At 72.4% G+C, this 17,686-nt stretch carries 16 protein-coding genes and 1 pseudogene; 5 read left to right on the top strand and 12 right to left on the bottom strand.

Annotated elements, in window-relative coordinates; all coding sequences use genetic code 11:
* Nucleotides 1-96: 96 nt before the first annotated feature.
* From ACZ53K_RS14755 to ACZ53K_RS14740, 4 genes are all read right to left on the bottom strand, one after another.
* Nucleotides 97-1,341 carry an MFS transporter gene (locus tag ACZ53K_RS14755; RefSeq protein WP_468835940.1) on the bottom strand — a complete coding sequence of 415 codons (1,245 nt, stop codon included), beginning with the start codon at nucleotides 1,339-1,341 and terminating at the stop codon, nucleotides 97-99.
* 525 nt (nucleotides 1,342-1,866) lie between these two features.
* Nucleotides 1,867-2,337 carry a hypothetical protein gene (locus ACZ53K_RS14750; RefSeq protein WP_468835663.1) on the bottom strand — a complete coding sequence of 157 codons (471 nt, stop codon included), beginning with the start codon at nucleotides 2,335-2,337 and terminating at the stop codon, nucleotides 1,867-1,869.
* Between the two features lie 6 nt (nucleotides 2,338-2,343).
* Entirely contained in the window at nucleotides 2,344-2,682 is a 339-nt protein-coding gene (locus tag ACZ53K_RS14745; RefSeq protein WP_468835938.1) for an SPASM domain-containing protein, read from the bottom strand.
* A 457-nt stretch (nucleotides 2,683-3,139) separates the two neighbouring features.
* A complete protein-coding gene (locus tag ACZ53K_RS14740; RefSeq protein WP_468835661.1) occupies nucleotides 3,140-4,462 on the bottom strand; it encodes an exo-beta-N-acetylmuramidase NamZ family protein in 1,323 nt (440 codons plus the stop codon).
* 228 nt (nucleotides 4,463-4,690) lie between these two features.
* On the opposite strand from ACZ53K_RS14740, the gene ACZ53K_RS14735 reads away from it, so the two are divergent.
* From ACZ53K_RS14735 to ACZ53K_RS14725, 3 genes are all read left to right on the top strand, one after another.
* A complete protein-coding gene (locus tag ACZ53K_RS14735) occupies nucleotides 4,691-5,485 on the top strand; it encodes an SDR family oxidoreductase (protein WP_468835658.1) in 795 nt (264 codons plus the stop codon).
* A 23-nt stretch (nucleotides 5,486-5,508) separates the two neighbouring features.
* Nucleotides 5,509-7,164: a class I adenylate-forming enzyme family protein gene (locus ACZ53K_RS14730; RefSeq protein ID WP_468835935.1), complete on the top strand. Its 1,656-nt coding sequence runs from the start codon at nucleotides 5,509-5,511 to the stop codon at nucleotides 7,162-7,164.
* Between the two features lie 65 nt (nucleotides 7,165-7,229).
* Entirely contained in the window at nucleotides 7,230-7,826 is a 597-nt protein-coding gene (locus tag ACZ53K_RS14725; protein WP_468835655.1) for a TetR/AcrR family transcriptional regulator, read from the top strand.
* Between the two features lie 24 nt (nucleotides 7,827-7,850).
* On the opposite strand, the pseudogene ACZ53K_RS14720 reads toward ACZ53K_RS14725, so the two are convergent.
* From ACZ53K_RS14720 to ACZ53K_RS14685, 8 genes and pseudogenes are all read right to left on the bottom strand, one after another.
* Nucleotides 7,851-8,571 (bottom strand): annotated as a pseudogene (locus tag ACZ53K_RS14720) (bifunctional helix-turn-helix transcriptional regulator/GNAT family N-acetyltransferase).
* 56 nt (nucleotides 8,572-8,627) lie between these two features.
* Nucleotides 8,628-9,842 (bottom strand): acyl-CoA dehydrogenase family protein, encoded by a 1,215-nt coding sequence (locus ACZ53K_RS14715; RefSeq protein WP_468835652.1) that lies wholly within the window; start codon nucleotides 9,840-9,842, stop codon nucleotides 8,628-8,630.
* Between the two features lie 9 nt (nucleotides 9,843-9,851).
* Nucleotides 9,852-10,910 (bottom strand): phosphotransferase family protein, encoded by a 1,059-nt coding sequence (locus ACZ53K_RS14710; RefSeq protein WP_468835649.1) that lies wholly within the window; start codon nucleotides 10,908-10,910, stop codon nucleotides 9,852-9,854.
* A 131-nt stretch (nucleotides 10,911-11,041) separates the two neighbouring features.
* Nucleotides 11,042-11,392, bottom strand: a complete 351-nt coding sequence (locus ACZ53K_RS14705) for a DUF202 domain-containing protein (protein WP_468835647.1) — start codon at nucleotides 11,390-11,392, stop codon at nucleotides 11,042-11,044.
* Nucleotides 11,393-11,395: 3 nt separating this feature from the next.
* Entirely contained in the window at nucleotides 11,396-11,806 is a 411-nt protein-coding gene (locus tag ACZ53K_RS14700) for a YidH family protein (protein WP_468835644.1), read from the bottom strand.
* Between the two features lie 85 nt (nucleotides 11,807-11,891).
* Nucleotides 11,892-12,428 carry an NUDIX hydrolase gene (locus ACZ53K_RS14695; RefSeq protein ID WP_468835642.1) on the bottom strand — a complete coding sequence of 179 codons (537 nt, stop codon included), beginning with the start codon at nucleotides 12,426-12,428 and terminating at the stop codon, nucleotides 11,892-11,894.
* Between the two features lie 74 nt (nucleotides 12,429-12,502).
* A complete protein-coding gene (locus tag ACZ53K_RS14690; protein WP_468835640.1) occupies nucleotides 12,503-13,408 on the bottom strand; it encodes an MBL fold metallo-hydrolase in 906 nt (301 codons plus the stop codon).
* Nucleotides 13,409-13,608: 200 nt separating this feature from the next.
* Nucleotides 13,609-14,499 carry a DMT family transporter gene (locus ACZ53K_RS14685; RefSeq protein WP_468835638.1) on the bottom strand — a complete coding sequence of 297 codons (891 nt, stop codon included), beginning with the start codon at nucleotides 14,497-14,499 and terminating at the stop codon, nucleotides 13,609-13,611.
* 207 nt (nucleotides 14,500-14,706) lie between these two features.
* Between ACZ53K_RS14685 and ACZ53K_RS14680 the strand changes: the two genes are divergently transcribed.
* Nucleotides 14,707-16,362: an FAD-binding dehydrogenase gene (locus ACZ53K_RS14680; protein ID WP_468835636.1), complete on the top strand. Its 1,656-nt coding sequence runs from the start codon at nucleotides 14,707-14,709 to the stop codon at nucleotides 16,360-16,362.
* Between the two features lie 270 nt (nucleotides 16,363-16,632).
* On the top strand, nucleotides 16,633-17,586 hold the full coding sequence (locus ACZ53K_RS14675; RefSeq protein ID WP_468835633.1) for a hypothetical protein: 954 nt from the start codon (nucleotides 16,633-16,635) through the stop codon (nucleotides 17,584-17,586).
* Nucleotides 17,587-17,686 lie beyond the last annotated feature (100 nt).

Here is a 17,686-nt window from a genome sequence, read left to right as displayed (position 1 = left end):
GCGGTCGACGCCCGGCCAAAACCGGTCGACGCCGACCGCGAACGGACAGCCGACGGCCGACTCCGGACCAGGAGGGGCGGCCCCCGTCCGGCCCCCTCAGCCCAGCTCCCGCTCCCGCGTCTCCGGCAGCGCCAGCACGCACACCAGCGACACCACCGCCATCGCCGTCACGTACCACCCCACCGACCCGGACCCGAAGGCCGCCTGCAACCGCGTCGCCACCAGCGGCGACACCGCGCCGCCCAGCACCCCGCCCAGGTTGTACGCCAGTGAGGCGCCCGAATACCGCACCGTCGTACCGAACAGCTCCGGCAGGTACGCGCCCATCGGGCCGTACACCACGCCCATGCAGAACAGCGCGCCGCCGATCGCCACCGCGATCAGCACCGGCTGCCCGGTGTCCAGCAGCGGAAAGAGGATCATCCCCCACACCACCGACAGCACCGTCCCGGCCAGCACCAGCCGGCGCCGCCCCGCGCCGTCCGACCGGGTGGCGGCCAGCCACGTACCGGCCGCGAGGAAGAGGCAGGCCACGAGCGAGAGGCCGAGCATGGTGTTGCGGGAGACACCGAGCGTGCCGGTGGCGTACGACAGGCAGTACGTCGTCGCGGTGTAGAACAGCCCGTACGCGACGATCATGCCGCCCGCGCCGAGCAGCAGCTCACGCGGATGCCGGCGCAGCACGTCCAGCGCGGGCACCTTGCTCGCCTCCCGCGCGTCCATCGCCTTCGCGAACACCGGCGTCTCACTGATCTTCAGCCGTACGAACAGCCCCACCGCCACCAGCAGGAACGACAGCAGAAACGGCACCCGCCAGCCCCACGACCGGAACGCGCTGTCGTCCAGCACGGCGGACAACAGCCAGAACACGCCCGTAGCCGCGAAGAACCCCACCGAGGGCCCGAGTTGCGGAAACGCCGCATACAGCCCACGCCGCTTCTTCGGCGCATGCTCCACCGCCAGCAGCGCGGCCCCGCCCCACTCGCCGCCCAGCCCGATCCCCTGGAGGAACCGCAGCAGGATCAGCAGCAGCGGCGCCCAGACCCCCAGCGTCCCGTACCCCGGCAACAGCCCCACCAGCGCCGTCGACAACCCCATCAACAACAACGAGGCCACCAGCACGGACTTCCGCCCCACCCGGTCCCCGAAGTGCCCGAACACCACCGACCCGATCGGCCGCGCCGCGAACGCCACCGCATAGGTCGAGAACGACGCGAGGGTGGCGTTGACCGGATCGAGCGTCGGAAAGAACGCCTGGTTGAGAACGAGGGCGGCGGCCGTCCCATAGATATAGAAATCATAAAACTCGATGGCCGTCCCGATGAACGAGGCCACGGCCACCCGGCGAAGGCTCTCCGGGGAGGCGGGCGGAGCGGCGGCCTCCTGACCGTGACCTGGAACCTCCGCGGCCGGGGGCCGCTCCGCCGGGGCGGCTGCTGATGTCGCGTCACTGTGCACGAGCGGCACTGTCACGCGGGACGCCGGGCCAGTCAATAGGTGGGATGGGGTGTCTTGGCGAGTGAGACAGTCCGTCTCTCAAACGCTCACTCCCCGATGGCCGGCCCACTCCTCGGCGGCCGCGAGCATGGCTTTGAGCCAGGCGGTGTCGGGCAGCCGATCGCAATGTGCACGGTTCATGCGCACTGTGGCCTTGGCGAACGCGTTGACCGCTCGCGAGTCCACATGTGCCCATGCCGCACAGCGCCCCGCCCAGGACTCCGCAGTCCCGGCTCTGTGTCCCGCAGCAATGAGCTGCACAACAAGGCAAGCCGGAGCGATGAATCCCGCGCCACGGGTAGGCCAGGACCAGTCCACCATCCATGTGGCCGCGTCACCGATCATGACGTTGCTCGGGTTGATGTCGGTTTACAGCAGCGAGTCGCCCCGCAGCAGCTCTGCCTCTGCCGCGTCGGTGCAGAACCGGTCCCATCGGTTTTCCGTCCAGCCTTGCGCGATGTCCGGCAGGCTCAGATCGCCAATTCGGTCGAGCAGCTCGACAATCACAGGGAGGTTTGGCGAGTTCGGCGTGAGGTCTGCCCGTCGGCCTGTGATGACCTCGAAACCCAAGGCGAACCAACCCGAGTCCTCGGTCTGCCATCGCAACGCCGGAGAGATCGGCTGTACGTACGGGTTGATCAGACGTTCCCGGTTGATTGAGTCACGACGGCCTCCAGGCCGGTTGCGCATGGCCTTGACGAAGAACGGTCCCTTCTCGCATTCGACCAAGGCGGTCAGGTCGGATCCGAACCCGCGTTCACTGGGGCGCGACTCGATGAGATCACCTGTATACGGCCGGATCAGCTCCCAGAACTCCGGGCCGAGGAGTTCGTGTGTCATGAGGCTTCAGCTCCTCGGTTGGCACTCGCTGGGCGGAACCCCCGGTGTGCACTCCGCGTTGGGGTCACAACCAGGGTCGCAGGCTCCGACCGTACGGGGCGAACTGCGAACCTCCCCTGCGCCCTTGGCCATTGCGGAGCTGCTGAGGATAGCGGCGAGGGGACTACGTCGCACATTGCCGACGTTCAGCCACCCTGCGGAGAATACGCAAGGAGCGACATCGCCGTCCGGGCCAATAGCCGCAACACCAACGCCGCACCGGCCGCAAAGTCCGGAAGTGCTCGGCGCCCGTCCTTCCGCTCCTCGCCCGAACGGGCGAACATGATCGGCGCTGATGCGCGTCATTCCGAGAGCGCTGAGCTCCCGCCGCTCCTGATCGACGTTCCGCGTCCCTGTGGCCGAGACAATGCCCACACGCAGCGGAATACCCAACTGCACGGCCCTCTCGATGTTCGCGCGTGTGCGCTGATGACTTCGGCGGCCGGTGACCGCGTTGTGCTGCTCGGCCGTAGCCGAATAGTACGACGTGGCGAGCGAGGCACCGGGTCGCCGGAAGAGATCCCAGCACCTGGGACGAGATGCGCACCAAATTGCTGTAAGTCTCGACGTCCAGACCGATATTCAGCGCGTGATCGAGCAGGGGTAGGCGAGGACCTGTTCGGTGAGGTGGATGGCGGGGGAGTGCGGCGGCGTGGTGGCCATGGGGTGTGCTTCTTCTGAGAGCGGAAGCCGCGGGTTCCACCATGGCTGGGCGAAGCGGGCGCCGCCAGGGGAGATTGCGTCGCCCGCGTCTCGTGGGGAGTCATCGGTACCGCAGATACTCCCGTCGCGTCCGGCGGAAGCGTGTCAGGTCGTCCTGCCAGGCCGCGGTCACCTCGTCCACGCCGGCGCCCGCGTCGATCATCGTGCGTACGCGCGGGGTGCCGGTGAGTTTGTCGATCCAGTGGTCCGGGCGCCAGGCGAAGCCGGGCCAGGTCTGTTTGGCGGTGATGAGGAGGGCGATGCCGGTGCGGACCGGGTCGAAGGCCGCGCGGTCGTGGACGTGGAGCTGGACGCCGCCGATGGTCTTGCCCTGGAACTTGGAGAAGGTGGGGGCGAAGTACGCCTCCCGGAAGTGGACGCCGGGGAGGCCGATGTCGGTGGCCAGTCGGGTGACGGCGGCGGACCAGTGGCGGTCGATGCCGTCCGCGCCGAGGAGTTCGAAGGGGCGGGTGGTGCCGCGGCCCTCGGAGAGGTTGGTGCCTTCGAAGAGGCAGGTGCCCGGGTAGGCGAGGGCGGTGTCGGGGGTGGGCATGTTGGGGCTGGGCGGGACCCAGGGCAGGCCCGTGGCGTCGAAGAAGTCCGGCCGCCGCCAGCCTGTCATGAGGACGGTTTCCAGGTCGGCCGGGCGGCCCGCGGCGCGGGGCAGGAACTGGGTGTTGAAGAGGAGGGCGAGTTCGGCCACGGTCATGCCGTGGGCGAGGGCGATCGGTTCGCGGCCGACTCCGGAGGCCAGGGCGGGGTCCAGCACGGGGCCTGTCGCGGCGCGGCCGGTCACCGGGTTGGGGCGGTCGAGGACGACGCAGCGTTTGTCCGCGAGGACGGCGGCGACCATGCAGTCGTACAGCGTCCAGATGTACGTGTAGAAGCGCGCGCCGACGTCCTGGATGTCGAAGACGACCGTGTCCACGCCGGACCGGGTGAAGATGTCGGCCAGCGCGCGGCCGCTCTTGCCGTACGTGTCGTGGACGGGCAGCCCGGTGGCCGGGTCTTTGTAGCTGCCTTCCGAGCCGCCGGCCTGGGCCGTGCCGCGGAAGCCGTGTTCGGGGCCGAAGACGGCGGTCAGGTCCACCCGTTCGTCGGCGTGCATGACGTCCACGATGTGGCGTACGTCGGGGGTGACGCCGGTGGGGTTGGTGACGATGCCGATCCGCTGGCCGGAGAGGAGCGCGTAGCCGTTGGCGGCCAGGAGGTCGAAGCCGGTACGGACGCGGGGGCGGGGGCCGTGCGCTGCGGTACCGGCTGTCCCTGGGGTTTCGGGGCCGTATGCCGTGCCTGCCGCTGTCGCCTCGCCTGTCATCGCCGTCGCACCCGTCACGCTCGTGGCCGCCGTCGCGGCCAGCAGATTCCGTCTGGACAGGGACATGGGTCCACCTCCGCCGTCAGAGCCCGTGTCGTGCGCACGCTAACGCCCGGCGGCCTCCGGGGGAACGTGAGGGACGGCGTGCCGCGCGTCGGCGCCGCGTCCGGCCCATGGGCGGTCCACGGGCGGCCCACGGGTGGGTACCGCGCCCTTCCGCTCTGGCATACCGACTGGTTAGTCTGCCTGGCAGTCGAGTCAGGGCGAGCCAGGGGCGACCGAGGGAGACCGCAGGTGGAAGCCGTACGGGACAAGACAGTCGTGGTGACCGGGGCGGGCGGGGGCATCGGGGCCGCGCTGGCCCGCCGCTTCGCCGCCGAAGGCGCGCGGGTGGTGGTCAACGACCTGGACGCGGCGAAGGCGGAGCGGACCGCGCGGGAGATCGGCGCGGTCGCGGTGGCCGGGGACGCCTCCACCGTCGTACCGGCGGCCCGTGAGGTGCTCGGCGGGGCCGTCGACGTCTTCTGCGCCAACGCCGGGGTCGGCACCGGCGGCGGGCCCGAGGCGCCGGACGCCGACTGGGAGCTGGCCTGGGACGTCAACGTCATGGCGCACGTACGGGCGGCCCGCGCGCTGCTGCCCGAATGGCTGGAGCGCGGCGCGGGCCGGTTCGTGTCCACGGTGTCCGCGGCGGGCCTGCTCACGATGGTCGGCGCGGCCCCGTACAGCGTCACCAAGCACGGTGCGTACGCCTTCGCGGAGTGGCTGTCGCTGACGTACCGGCACCGGGGGATAGCGGTACACGCCATCTGTCCGCAGGGCGTGCGGACCGACATGCTCGCGGGCACCGGCGCGGCCGGGGACCTGGTGCTGACGCCGACGGCGATCGAGCCGGCCGCCGTCGCCGACGCGCTCTTCGCGGCGATGGAAGAGGAACGGTTCCTGGTGCTGCCGCATCCGGAGGTCGGCGAGTACTACACCGCGCGGGCGGCCGACACCGAGCGGTGGCTGGGCGGGATGAACCACCTCCAGCGGAAGCTGGAGCAGGCCGGGAGCCGCACGCTGGAAGCCGAGGGGACGCCCCGATGACCACCCACGAGGACCGGCCCCTGATGACCACGTACGCGGACCAGCCCTGGCTGGCGCAGCTCACCGACGCCCAGCGCGCCCCCGTCGACCCGCCCCCCTCCGCCCTGCACGCCTTCCAGGACGCCGCCCGCCGCGCCCCGGACCGCACCGCCCTCGCCTACTTCGACGGGCGGCTGTCGTACGCCGAGGCCGACGCGCTGAGCGACGGTGTGGCCGGGCACCTGGCGGCCCGCGGATTCCGGCCCGGCGACCGTGCCGCGATCATGCTGCAGAACACCCCGCACTTCGCGCTCGCGCTGCTCGGCGTCTGGAAGGCGGGCGGCATCGTCGTTCCCGTCAATCCCATGTACAAGTCGGCCGAGATGACGCACATCCTGACCGACGCCGAGGTCACCGCGCTCATCTGCGCGGACCGCACCTGGGACGCCTTCCTGCGGGCGACCGCCGCCGCGGCCCCTTCCGTACGCATCGCCCTGACCGCCTGCGAGCTGGACCTCCAGACGCGGGACGACGCGCGGGTGCTGCGCGGCGAGCGGCTCGGGCCGCGCGAGGGTGCCGACGACCTGCTGGCCGCGGCCCGCGCGTACGAGGGCAAGCCGCCCGGTGTGACGCCGCCGGCCGCCGCGGACCCCGCCCTCATCAGCTACACCTCCGGCACCAGCGGCACCCCCAAGGGCGCCGCCAACACCCACGGCAACATCGCGTACAACGCCGAGCGGCAGCGCACCGGCCTGGCGCTGCCCGACGGCGCGACGTACTTCGCGCTGGCGCCGCTGTTCCACATCACCGGCATGGTCTGCGAACTGGCCGCCTGCTTCACCAACGCCGGCACCCTCGTGCTCGCCTACCGCTTCGAGCCGGGCGTGGTCCTCGATGCCTTCCTGGAGCACCGGCCCGCCTACACGGTCGGCCCGTCCACCGCCTACATGGCGCTGGCGGCGCAGCCCGGGGTCACCCGCGAGCACTTCGCGTCGTTCGCCTCGCTGTCCTCGGGCGGCGCGCCGCTGCCGCCCGCGCTGGTGGAGAAGTTCCGGGCGGCCTTCGGTCCGTACCTGCACAACGGTTACGGGCTGACCGAGTGCACCGCGCCGTGCGCCAGCGTCCCGCCCGGCCGTGAGGCGCCGGTGGACCCCGCCTCCGGGACGCTCGCCGTCGGCGTGCCGGGCCCGGACACGGTCGTACGGATCATGGACGACCAGGGGCGGGACGTGCCGTTCGGCGAGCACGGCGAGATCGCCGTGCGCGGCCCCCAGGTGGTGCCCGGCTACTGGCGCCGCCCGGACGCCACCGCCGAGGCCCTGCCGGACGGGGAACTGCGCACCGGTGACATCGGCTTCATGGACCGGGACGGCTGGCTGTACGTCGTCGACCGCAAGAAGGACATGATCAACGCGTCCGGCTTCAAGGTGTGGCCGCGGGAGGTCGAGGACGTCCTGTACGGCCACCCCGCGGTGCGCGAGGCGGCGGTGGTCGGCGTCCCGGACGCCTACCGGGGCGAGTCGGTCAAGGCGTACGTCAGCCTGCGGCCCGGACAGCACGCCGAGCCGGCCGAGCTGGCCGGTTACTGCAAGGAGCGGCTGGCCGCGTACAAATATCCGCGGCACGTGGAGATCCTGCCCGAGCTGCCGAAGACCACCAGTGGCAAGATCCTCAGGCGGGAACTGCGCGGGCGCGGCTGACCGCGCCCGCGGGGCAGACCACGCAACGACACGACGCACGACGCACGAGGGACAGGTGAGGGCGGATGGCCGGCACGAAGGACGGCGGGAGCACCAAGCCCGTGGCGCAGCGGCTGCTGGCCACCGCCACCCGGCTCTTCGCCGAACGGGGCTACGACCGCACCTCCGTCCAGGAGATCGTCGAGGCCGCCGGCGTCACCAAGGGCGCCCTGTACCACTACTTCGGCTCCAAGGACGACCTGCTGCACGAGGTGTACGGGCGGGTGCTGCGGCTCCAGCAGGAGCGGCTGGACCACTTCGCCTGCGCCGACGCGCCCGTGGAGCGGCGGCTGCGGGACGCCGCGGCGGACGTCGTGGTCACCACCATCGAAAAACTTGACGACACGAAGATCTTCTTCCGCTCGATGCACCATCTCGCCCCCGAGAAGGACAAGCAGGTACGGGCCGAGCGGCGGCGCTACCACGAGCGGTTCCGCGCGCTCGTCGAAGAGGGCCAGCGCGCCGGGGTGTTCAGCAGCGCCACCCCGGCCGACCTGGTCGTGGACTACCACTTCGGGTCGGTGCACCACCTCGGCACCTGGTACCGCGAGGACGGCCCGCTCACCCCGCAGCAGGTCGCCGATCACCTCGCCGACCTGCTGCTGCGGGCACTGCGGCCATGAGGGGCACCTGGCCCGGGCGGACGCTCAGGCACCGCCGATCCGCTTCTCGAACCAGTGATGGGCGTACGGCTCGTCGTTGAAGGCCGGGACCTCTTCGAAGCCGTACGAGCGGTACAGGCCGATCGCGCCGCTGAGCACCTTGTTGGTGTCCAGGCGCAGTACGTCATGGCCGTGCCGGGCGGCCCGGGTCTCCAGCTCGGCCAGCAGCCGGCGGCCGAGGCCGAGCCGTCGTGCGTGCGGAGCCACCCACATGCGCTTGACCTTGGCCGGCGCGCCGGGCGGCAGCTTCAGGCCGGCGCAGCCGACGGGCTCGCCGTGCAGCCGGGCCACCAGGAACAGGCCCTGCGGCGCGCGGAGTTCGCCGGCGTCGGGCAGCAGGCTCCGGGCGGGGTCGAAGCCCGTCTCGAATCGTTCCTGCATCTCGGTGAAGTAGGAGCGCGGCGTGCTCCGCGCGGCCCGCCTCGGTGAGGCGGACCGCGCGTACCCGGCGGTCCCGGGGCTGCGGCTCGACCGTCACCAGGCCGTCGGCCTCCAGGGCGCGCAGCAGCCGGCTGACATAACCGGAGTCGAGTCCCAGGCGCTCGCGCAGCCGCCGTACGTCCTGGCCCCGCTCGCCGATCTCCCAGAGCAGCCGGGCCTCGCCGATGGGCCGGTCGCGGCCGAGGTAGCGGTCGTGGAGCACGCCCACCCGTGCGGTGACGGTGCGGTTGAAGCGACGTACCCGGCGGATCTGGGCGCTGTCCATTCTCTGACCTTGGTCAGGGAAATCGGGGCGGGGCAAGGGACCCGTACATCGGCGCGCTACATGTGGCGCTTCAGCTCCCGGCGCGCCAGCGACCGCTGGTGCACCTCGTCCGGGCCGTCCGCGAGGCGCAGCGTACGGGCCGCCGCCCACAGCTCCGCCAGCGGGAAGTCCTGGCTGACGCCGCCCGCGCCGTGCAGCTGAACCGCCTGGTCGAGGATGTCCACGACCGTGCGCGGAGTGGCGATCTTGATGGCCTGGATCTCCGTGTGGGCGCCCTTGTTGCCGACGGTGTCCATCAGCCACGCGGTCTTCAGCACCAGCAGCCGCAGCTGCTCGACGGCCACCCGCGCGTCCGCGATCCACCCCTGTACGACGCCCTGGTGCGCCAGCGGCTTGCCGAACGCCTCACGGGACACCGCGCGGCGGCACATCAGCTCGATGGCGCGCTCGGCCATGCCGATCAGCCGCATGCAGTGGTGGATGCGGCCGGGGCCGAGGCGCGCCTGGGCGATGGCGAAGCCGCCGCCCTCCTCGCCGATCAGGTTCGCGGCCGGTACGCGGACGTCGTGGAAGACGACCTCGGCGTGGCCACCGTGGTAGTGGTCCTCGTAGCCGTACACCTGCATGGCGCGGCGGACTTCGAGGCCGGGGGTGTCGCGCGGGACCAGCACCATCGACTGCTGGCGGCGCGGGTCGGCGCCGTCCGGGTCGGTCTTGCCCATCACGATGAAGATCTGGCACAGCGGGTTCATCGCGCCGGAGATGTACCACTTGCGGCCGTTGATGACGTAAGTGTCGCCCTCCCGCTCGATGCGGGTCTCGATGTTGGTGGCATCAGAGGAGGCCACGTCCGGCTCGGTCATCGCGAACGCCGACCGGATCTCGCCCGCCAGCAGCGGGTGCAGCCACTGCTTCCGCTGCTCCTCGGAGCCGAACTGCGCCAGTACCTCCATGTTGCCGGTGTCCGGCGCCGCGCAGTTCAGCGCGGTCGGCGCCAGTTGCGGGCTGCGGCCGGTGATCTCGGCCAGCGGCGCGTACTGGAGGTTCGTCAGCCCGGCGCCGTACTCCTCGTCCGGGAGGAACAGGTTCCACAGGCCCTGCTTGCGGGCTTCGGCCTTGAGTTCCTCCACCACCGCCGGGGTGTCCCACGGCGAGGCGAGGGCCGCTCGCTGCTCGTCGGCGACCGCTTCGGCCGGGTACACGTGTTCGTCCATGAAGGCCAGCAGCCTGCCGCGCAGCTCTTCGGTACGGGCGTCGAATGCGAAGTCCATCAGCGTGCCTCAGCCTTCCTTGGCGGTCGTCAGGGTGTCGAGGGTGGCCAGGCCGCGGTCGATGAAGACCGGCACCAGCTCGCCGATCCGGTCGAAGCCCGCGCCGACGGTCTGCCCGAGTGTGAAGCGGTAGTGGATGCCCTCCAGGATCACGGCGAGCTTGAAGTACGCGAACGCCGTGTACCAGGCGATCCCGGACACGTCCCGGCCGGACCCGGCCGCGTAGCGCTCGATCAGCTCGGCCGCCTCCGGATGGCCGGGCGCGCCGCGCGTCGTGGCGATCGGGGAGCCGGGCACGTCCTCCTGCTCGCTGTACATCACCAGCAGGCCGAGGTCGGTCAGCGGATCGCCGAGGGTGGACATCTCCCAGTCCAGTACGGCGGTGATCCGGTCACCGTCGCCCACCAGGACGTTGTCGAGCCGGTAATCGCCGTGCACGACGGCGGGCGCGGGGGAGGCCGGCAGTGCCGCGCCCAGCGCCTCGTGCAGCGCGTCGATGCCCGGCAGGTCACGGTTCCTCGACGCCGCCAGCTGCTTGCCCCAGCGGCGCAACTGCCGCTCCAGGAAGCCGTCCGGGCGGCCGAAGTCGTCCAGGCCGACCGCCGCCGGGTCCACGGCGTGCAGCGCCACCAGCGTGTCGACGAGGGACAGCACCACACCGCGGGTCCGCTCCGGGCCGAGCGCGGCGAGCTGCTCCGCCGTACGGTACGGCACGCCCTCGACCAGCTCCATCACGTAGAACGGCGCCCCGAGCACCGCCTCGTCCTCGCACAGCAGCAGTGCCTCGGGGACCGGCACCGCCGTCGTGTGCAGCGCGCTGATCACCCGGAACTCGCGCCGCATGTCGTGCGCGGTGGCCAGGACGTGGCCGAGCGGCGGGCGCCGGACCACCCACTGGCCGGTGCCGTCGGTGACCCGGTAGGTGAGGTTGGACCGGCCGCCCTCGATCAGCTCGGCATCCAGCGGTCCCCGCACCGCTCCGGGGAGTTCCCGGTCCAGATGGTCCCGCAGCCGTGCCAGGTCCAGGCCCGGGGGTGCGGAACGCGGGGGAGGGGTGCCGTTGCTCATCGTGCTCCTCCGTACGGAAGGGACGGCCGCGCCGGTCGGACGGCCGCTACGATCATGCCGACTAGTCGGTATGGCGTCCAGAGGGTGAGTATGGGGTGTGGGTCACCCGGCCGGAAAGGGCCGGCCGGCCCTCAGAGCAGGATCGCCGCACCGAGCACCGCCAACGCACAGGTGCAGCCCGCCAGGGCCAGCGCCGTACGGGCGGACAGGACAGGTGGACGAGCAGCGCACATCGCCCGCATACGCAGGTGTGCCGCCGCCACGAACGCGATCCACACCAGCATCACCAGCGCCGCCGCGACCACCGTCACCGGCCCCGGGACCCGGTGCTCGGCCAGCCGGCGCCCCGCGAGGATCGCGACCAGCGTGCAGGACAGGGTGGTGCGCCGCCAGGCGAGGCGGGTGCGCTCCGGCTGCAGGCCGGGGTCCCGGTCCGGGACCCCGGCCGGGCGCGGCTCCTCCCGCCGTGCGGAACCGGCCATCGGTCAGCGCGTCCAGCCGGCGACGACCAGGACGACCATCGCCGCCGCGAGCAGACCGACGGCGACCGCCAGTACGGCCGGGAAGCGGGAAGCGGGCAGATCCTCGCCGCGGCGCATCGCCCGCTCGCACCGCACCCAGTGGTTGACCGCCCGCACCGCGCACAGCGCACCGCCCACCAGCAGCACCACCGTGCACGTCACCCGCAGCACCTCGTGCAGCCGGGGCAGGAACTGGTCCACCGCGAACCCGCCGCCCACCAGCGCCAGCCCGGTCCGCAGCCAGGCCAGGAAGGTGCGTTCGTTGGCGAGGGAGAAGCGGTAGTCGGGCGTGCTGCCCTCCTCGCGGACGCGCGCCGGTGCGAACCACAGCCGGACGCCCGCGCCGATCGACCGCAGTCTGTCGGTGAGGATCATGGCCAGAACCCTACGCGGTGCGGCGCGGGCAGCAGCCCACCGGCGGACATCCCGCCTGCGCGACCCACCGAAGGCTCACTGCTCCCTACTGCTCCCGCCCGGCCCGCCACTCCCGCAGCCGCTCGTACGCGGCCATGCCGTCCGGCGTCCACTCCCACTGCGGGATGCGCCGCTCCAGCTCCGCCTCGGGCAGGAAGGCGTGCCAGGCCACCTCCGACTCCTGCGGCTGTACGGGCAGGGTGCAGCGCACCTCGTAGACCGCCGACCACCAGGCGTGCTCGGGTGTCTCGTACAGGAACTTGAACAGCGGGACCGGCCGCGGCAGGCCGGTCACGCCCAGTTCCTCCTCCGCCTCGCGCAGCGCGGTCTCGTCGTACGTCTCGCCCGCGCCGACCACGCCGCCGACGAACATGTCGTAGTGCGCGGGGAAGACCAGCTTCTGCGCGGTACGGCGGTGTACGAAGATCCGGTCCTCGGCGTCGCGGGCGAGGATGAACGCGCACCTCGTCCGCAGCCGGTGGGCGTAGGCGTCGCCCCGCCGGGCCTGGCCCACGACCTCGTCGCTCTCGTTGACGATGTCGACGATCTCGTCCACGCTCAGTGGCTGCTGTTGTCCGTCCATGTCTCCATGCAATCAGTCCGCGGGGGCCGGTGTGGCACGGACCCGGCGGCGGGTGTCAGAGCCGAGGCCCGGCCTCACCAGCGCACCGCCGTGAAGTCGACCGGCCGCGGCCGCAGCTCCCGCGTACGCGTGGTCAGTCCGCGCAGCCGGGCGGCCATGTCGTCGGCGGGCAGCCGCTTGCGGTCGCCGTGGCCCGGCAGCAGCCACTCGAAGCGCAGCCCGGCGGCGGTACGGGCCAGGGAGGCCGCCAACTCCTCGATGGAGTACCAGGTGACGCTGTCCGCCACCTCGATGTCGCCGGTCGTGCGCGACCAGTAGAAGCTGTCCCCGCTGAAGCAGTACCGCTCGTCGGCGACGTAGAGCACGCTGCCCTTGGTGTGGCCGGGCAGCGGATGGGCGAGCACGCCCTCGGATATCTCCGTGGCTCCGGTGCCGCGCAGGACGTGGTCCGCGTCAGGCGCGGCGTCCAGGTCGCCCTCGTGGATCCACAGCCGGGCGCCGAAGCGGTCGGCGTAGCGGCGGCCGTGTGCCGCGTGGTCCCGGTGGGTGAGCAGGACGTCGGTGACGGGACCGATGGCCTCGTACCGGGTGGCCAGCGACTCGCTCCAGCGGGGCGTGTCGACCATCGTCAGCGTGCCGCCGGGGCGGTGCAGGAGGTAGGAGTTGGCTCCGGCGGTGTGCGGGGAGTTGTGCCCGCACAGCAGGACGTCGGTGGTGCCGAGCCGCAGGGGATAGGGGTCCAGGGCGGGGTCGAGCCGGCGTGCGGGGCGGCGGATGGAGCGGGTGGGGCACGCGAACGCCGCGGCGTACAGCCGCCGTTCCTCGGCCGCGTCGCGTGGCTGCCGTACGACCTCGGAGCGGCCGCCGGTCTCGATGATCAGGTCGGGGGCGAGCTGCCGGGCGACGTCGCAGTTGGTGCAGCGGTCGTCGACGTACCAGGCGTTCCGGGTGTCCTCGGGGGCGGGGCGGGCGTCGTTCATGGCATGCCTCACTGTTCGCAACTCTTCGGGTGGCTTGTAGGGGTTCGTACGAAGAGGTTCCGCGCCGGGCCGCGGAAGGGGAAGGGGTGCCGGGTCTTGTTTCTGCTCGCCAAGGGGGCTCTCGCGAGGCATGGGCGGGCAACATGGGCATGACAATCAAGAGGGGCTGACGGGGCCACCCGCGCCTCGACTGTCGCCCCTCACCCCACCTGCAACTCCCGCACCCGCTCCGGCCGCCCGGCCATCCCCGCCGGCATCGCCGGATGCCGTCCGATCAGGATGATGCCGGAAACGACCGCCGCCAGCCCGGCCGCCTCCCAGGTGAGCGCCCCGGTGGTCAGATTCAGCCGGTCGCCCAGGAAGCCGACCCCGCAGACGATGCCCGCCAGGGGCTGGGCCGCCGTCAGCGCGGGCAGCGACATGCGCAGGGGTGCCGTCTCGAAGGCACTCTGCACCAGCACCAGGGCGACGACGCCCAGAACGAGTACCGCGTACGGCTCCCAGCCGGTGAGCAACGCCGCCCAGCCACCGTGCCCGAACCGCTCGCCGCTGATCCGGGTCAGCGCGTCCTGAAGTCCGTACAGCAGCCCGGCCGCGACGCCCAGGAGCGCCGCCTCCCGGCTCATCCGTACGCGCCGGGCGCAGGCCGCCAGCAGCAGCGCGAGGCCCAGTACGGCCCCCATGACCAGCCAGTGCCGCACCGGGCCGGCGACGCTGTGGCCACCGTGCGGTTCACCGGCCACGATGAACACCGCCACGCCGCCCGCCAGCAGCCACAGGCCGCACCAGCCCTGCCGCCCCAGCCGCTGCCGGGTGAGGAATCTGGACAGGGCCATGGAGAACAGCAGGTTCGTGGCCAGCAACGGTTCGACGAGGGTGACCTCCCCCATGCCGAGCGCCGCGGCGCCCAGCGCCATGCCGGCGACCATGAGACCGAGGCCGGCCAGCCAGCGCGGCATCCGGGCCAGGTCGAGCAGCAGCCGCAGGGAGAGGAAGTCCTGCAGGGGGGCGCGCCGGGCCGCGCACTGCTGGAGCACGAAACCGGAACCCAGACAGCCGGCCGCGCTCACGGCCAGCAGGAACACCGTCACGACAGGCACCTCAAGTCGGGCGGGGCGAAGGAGACTTGGCCGAGAATAGCGAGCCGGACGGCCGCCCGCCGCCGGTCGACGCCCCCGGGTGCCCCGCCGTGCCGCGCGCGAACCCCGGTTGACGCACCGCGGGCACACGCTGAGGATCGGTATCCACGATGGCGGCCGGGCCCCGGTGCGCCGCGGTGCGGAAAGAAGACGGCGGACATGGCCTACGACGCTGATGTGATCGTGATCGGAGCGGGTCTGGCGGGTCTCGCGGCCACCGCGGAGCTGGCCGAGGCCGGGCGCAAGGTGATCCTCCTGGACCAGGAGCCGGCGAGCGGCCTCGGCGGCCAGGCGCACTGGTCCTTCGGCGGCCTCTTCCTCGTCGGCTCACCCGAGCAGCGGCGGCTGCGCATCCGCGACAGCCACGAGCTGGCCTGGCAGGACTGGCTCGGCGCGGCGGGCTTCGACCGCCCCGAGGACCACTGGCCGCGCAAGTGGGCCGAGGCGTACGTCGACTTCGCGGCGGGCGAGAAGCGCCCCTGGCTGCACCGGCAGGGCGTACGGTTCTTCCCGGTCGTCGGCTGGGCCGAGCGCGGCGGCTACGAGGCCACCGGGCACGGCAACTCCGTACCCCGCTTCCACATCACCTGGGGCACCGGCCCCGGCCTGGTCGAGCCGTTCGAGCGGCGGGTGCGGGCCGGGGTGGCGCGCGGCCTGGTGGAGCTGCGCTTCCGGCACCGCGTCACCGGCCTGGGGCGCAGCGCGGGCGCGGTGGACACCGTCACCGGCGAGGTGCTGGAGCCGTCGGACGCCGGGCGCGGCACGCCCAGCAGCCGTGAGGTGGCCGGCGCCTTCGAGCTGCGGGCGCAGGCGGTGATCGTCACCTCGGGCGGCATCGGCGGCAACCACGAGCTGGTGCGCGCCAACTGGCCGGAGCGCCTCGGCACGCCGCCGGAGCGGATGCTGTCCGGGGTGCCCGCCCACGTGGACGGCCTGATGCTCGGCATCGCCGAGGCGGCCGGCGGCCGGATCGTCAACCGGGACCGCATGTGGCACTACACCGAGGGCATCGACAACTGGGACCCGATCTGGCCGCGGCACGGCATCCGCATCCTGTCCGGGCCGTCCCCGCTGTGGCTGGACGCGCGCGGCAAGCGGCTGCCGGTGCCGCTGTTCCCCGGCTTCGACACGCTCGGCACCCTTGAACACATCATGCGGACCGGTTTCGACCACACCTGGTTCGTGCTCACCCAGAAGATCATCGAGAAGGAGTTCACCCTCTCCGGCTCCGAACAGAACCCGGACCTGACCGGCCGCAGCGTCCGGGATGTGCTGGGGCGGGCGCTGCCCGGTGCCCCCGGCCCGGTGCGGGCGTTCATGGACCGCGGCGCGGACTTCATCGTCGAGCGCTCGCTCGGCGGCCTCGTACGGCGGATGAACCAGCTCACCGCGGACCCGCTGATCGACGAGGCCGCGCTGCACCGCGAGATCATCGCGCGGGACCGGGAGATCGCCCACTCCTTCACCAAGGACGCCCAGGTCACCGCCGTGCGCGGGGCGCGCAAGTACCTGGGCGACCGGCTGATCCGCACCGTGTCCCCGCACCGCCTGCTCGATCCCAAGGCCGGTCCGCTGGTCGCCGTACGGCTGAGCATCCTCACCCGCAAGACGCTCGGCGGCCTGGAGACGGACCTGTCCTCGCGGGTGCTGACCGAGGGCGGCGAGCCGCTGCCGGGCGTCTACGCGGCGGGCGAGGCGGCCGGCTTCGGGGGCGGTGGCGTGCACGGCTACCGCTCCCTGGAGGGAACTTTCCTGGGCGGCTGCATCTTCTCGGGGCGCACGGCAGGGCGGGCGGCGGCGAAGGCGGTGGGCTGAGCGGGGGGACGGGGCCGGGCCGGTGCGCGTTCGGGCCGCCGCCGCACCCCCGGCACTTATTGACAAGTGTGTTGACGGGCAAGGGAGTTGGCTTTTCGGTCAATCTCCGAACCGCCTTGACGCGACACTGTGGCTGCGGGTTTGCTGTGCGTGACCTAACGGTGTCGATCAGTCCACACCCCATGGTGTCGATCAGTCCACCGATTCCGCACATACGCGCCCGGAAAGCGGCGCGCCGGAGGTGAAGCGCGTCATGGAGTGTTCCTGCCCGTGACCCCTCCGCCACCCCCGCCGCTGGGCCGCTCCCGCCGCAAGGACACGCCGGTCCTCGACCCGGCCCTGGACGACGTCCAGCTCGCCGCCTCCGTCGACGCCCTGGCGCACGGCCGCTGGGTCCGGGTACGGACGCTGCTGGCCGACACCGGAACCGACTGGGACCTGCGGGGCCACCGGCTGGTGGTCCTCGCCGAAGGCCAGGCCAGCGCCGCCTGGGCCGGTGACTGGCGCCTCGCCGAACCGGACAGCGCCGACGCCGCCACCCTGCTGGCGTGCGCCCTCGTCTGCCAAGTGCTGCGCGGCAAGGGCAGTGCGGACGCCGCGCGCGAAGCCTGCCGCCTGGCCGCCGCCATGGCGCCCCGCGACCCGACGCCCTGGCTGGGCCTGCTGCTCCTCGCCCGCCGCACCGGCACCCCCGACGAACGCGAGCACGCCTTCGACCAGGTACGGGCCCGCCACCCGGACCACCACCACGCCCACCACCTGATGGCCGCCTGCCTGGCCGAGCAGCAGCAGAACGGTGCCGACGACCCGCTGCACCAGGTCTACGACTTCGCGTACTGGGCCGCCGAACAGGCCCCCGCCGACTCACCGCTGGCGATCCTGCCCGTCGTCGCGCACGCCGAGCGCTACCGCGCGCTGGCCGCCGCCGGGCTCGAACCGGCGGACCCGGCCGCCTCCGGCCACTGGTCCACCCGCCGCGCCCGCCAGGTCATGAAGGCGGCCTTCGACTGGTGGCTGGAGTGGGAGGGCGAGGACCACCCGCGCCGCAAGGTGGACCTCAACTTCCTCGCCCACGCCAAGTACCACGAGGGGCGGATGGCGGAGGCCGCCGCGCTCTTCCACCGCATCGGCCCGCATGTCACCGCCGCCCCGTGGTCCTACCCCGACCGGGACGCGCGCAAGGCCTTCAAGGCGGCCCGCGCCACGGCCTTCAGCACCGCCTGACCCGGCGACCGGCCCCGCCCGGCGCCCGCACGACGTACGCAGCACCACCCGGCACGACGTACGCGGCAGAGCCCGTACGCAGCACCACGCACCACGCGCC

This window comes from Streptomyces sp. NPDC033221, assembly GCF_055577005.1.
Note: the sequence above shows the minus strand (reverse complement) of the source record. Positions and strands in the feature narration are given on the sequence as shown.

Bases quoted from the DNA above. Each gene is read 5' to 3' on its own strand.
- ACZ53K_RS14730 (WP_468835935.1), top strand. From the start codon at position 5,509: ATGACCACGTACGCGGACCAGCCCTGGCTGGCGCAGCTCACCGACGCC.
- ACZ53K_RS14705 (WP_468835647.1), bottom strand. From the start codon at position 11,392: ATGGCCGGTTCCGCACGGCGGGAGGAGCCGCGCCCGGCCGGGGTCCCG.
- ACZ53K_RS14715 (WP_468835652.1), bottom strand. From the start codon at position 9,842: ATGGACTTCGCATTCGACGCCCGTACCGAAGAGCTGCGCGGCAGGCTG.
- ACZ53K_RS14740 (WP_468835661.1), bottom strand. From the start codon at position 4,462: ATGTCCCTGTCCAGACGGAATCTGCTGGCCGCGACGGCGGCCACGAGC.
- ACZ53K_RS14695 (WP_468835642.1), bottom strand. From the start codon at position 12,428: ATGGACGGACAACAGCAGCCACTGAGCGTGGACGAGATCGTCGACATC.
- ACZ53K_RS14725 (WP_468835655.1), top strand. From the start codon at position 7,230: ATGGCCGGCACGAAGGACGGCGGGAGCACCAAGCCCGTGGCGCAGCGG.
- ACZ53K_RS14680 (WP_468835636.1), top strand. From the start codon at position 14,707: ATGGCCTACGACGCTGATGTGATCGTGATCGGAGCGGGTCTGGCGGGT.
- ACZ53K_RS14710 (WP_468835649.1), bottom strand. From the start codon at position 10,910: ATGAGCAACGGCACCCCTCCCCCGCGTTCCGCACCCCCGGGCCTGGAC.
- ACZ53K_RS14690 (WP_468835640.1), bottom strand. From the start codon at position 13,408: ATGAACGACGCCCGCCCCGCCCCCGAGGACACCCGGAACGCCTGGTAC.
- ACZ53K_RS14700 (WP_468835644.1), bottom strand. From the start codon at position 11,806: ATGATCCTCACCGACAGACTGCGGTCGATCGGCGCGGGCGTCCGGCTG.
- ACZ53K_RS14750 (WP_468835663.1), bottom strand. From the start codon at position 2,337: ATGACACACGAACTCCTCGGCCCGGAGTTCTGGGAGCTGATCCGGCCG.
- ACZ53K_RS14745 (WP_468835938.1), bottom strand. From the start codon at position 2,682: ATGACGCGCATCAGCGCCGATCATGTTCGCCCGTTCGGGCGAGGAGCG.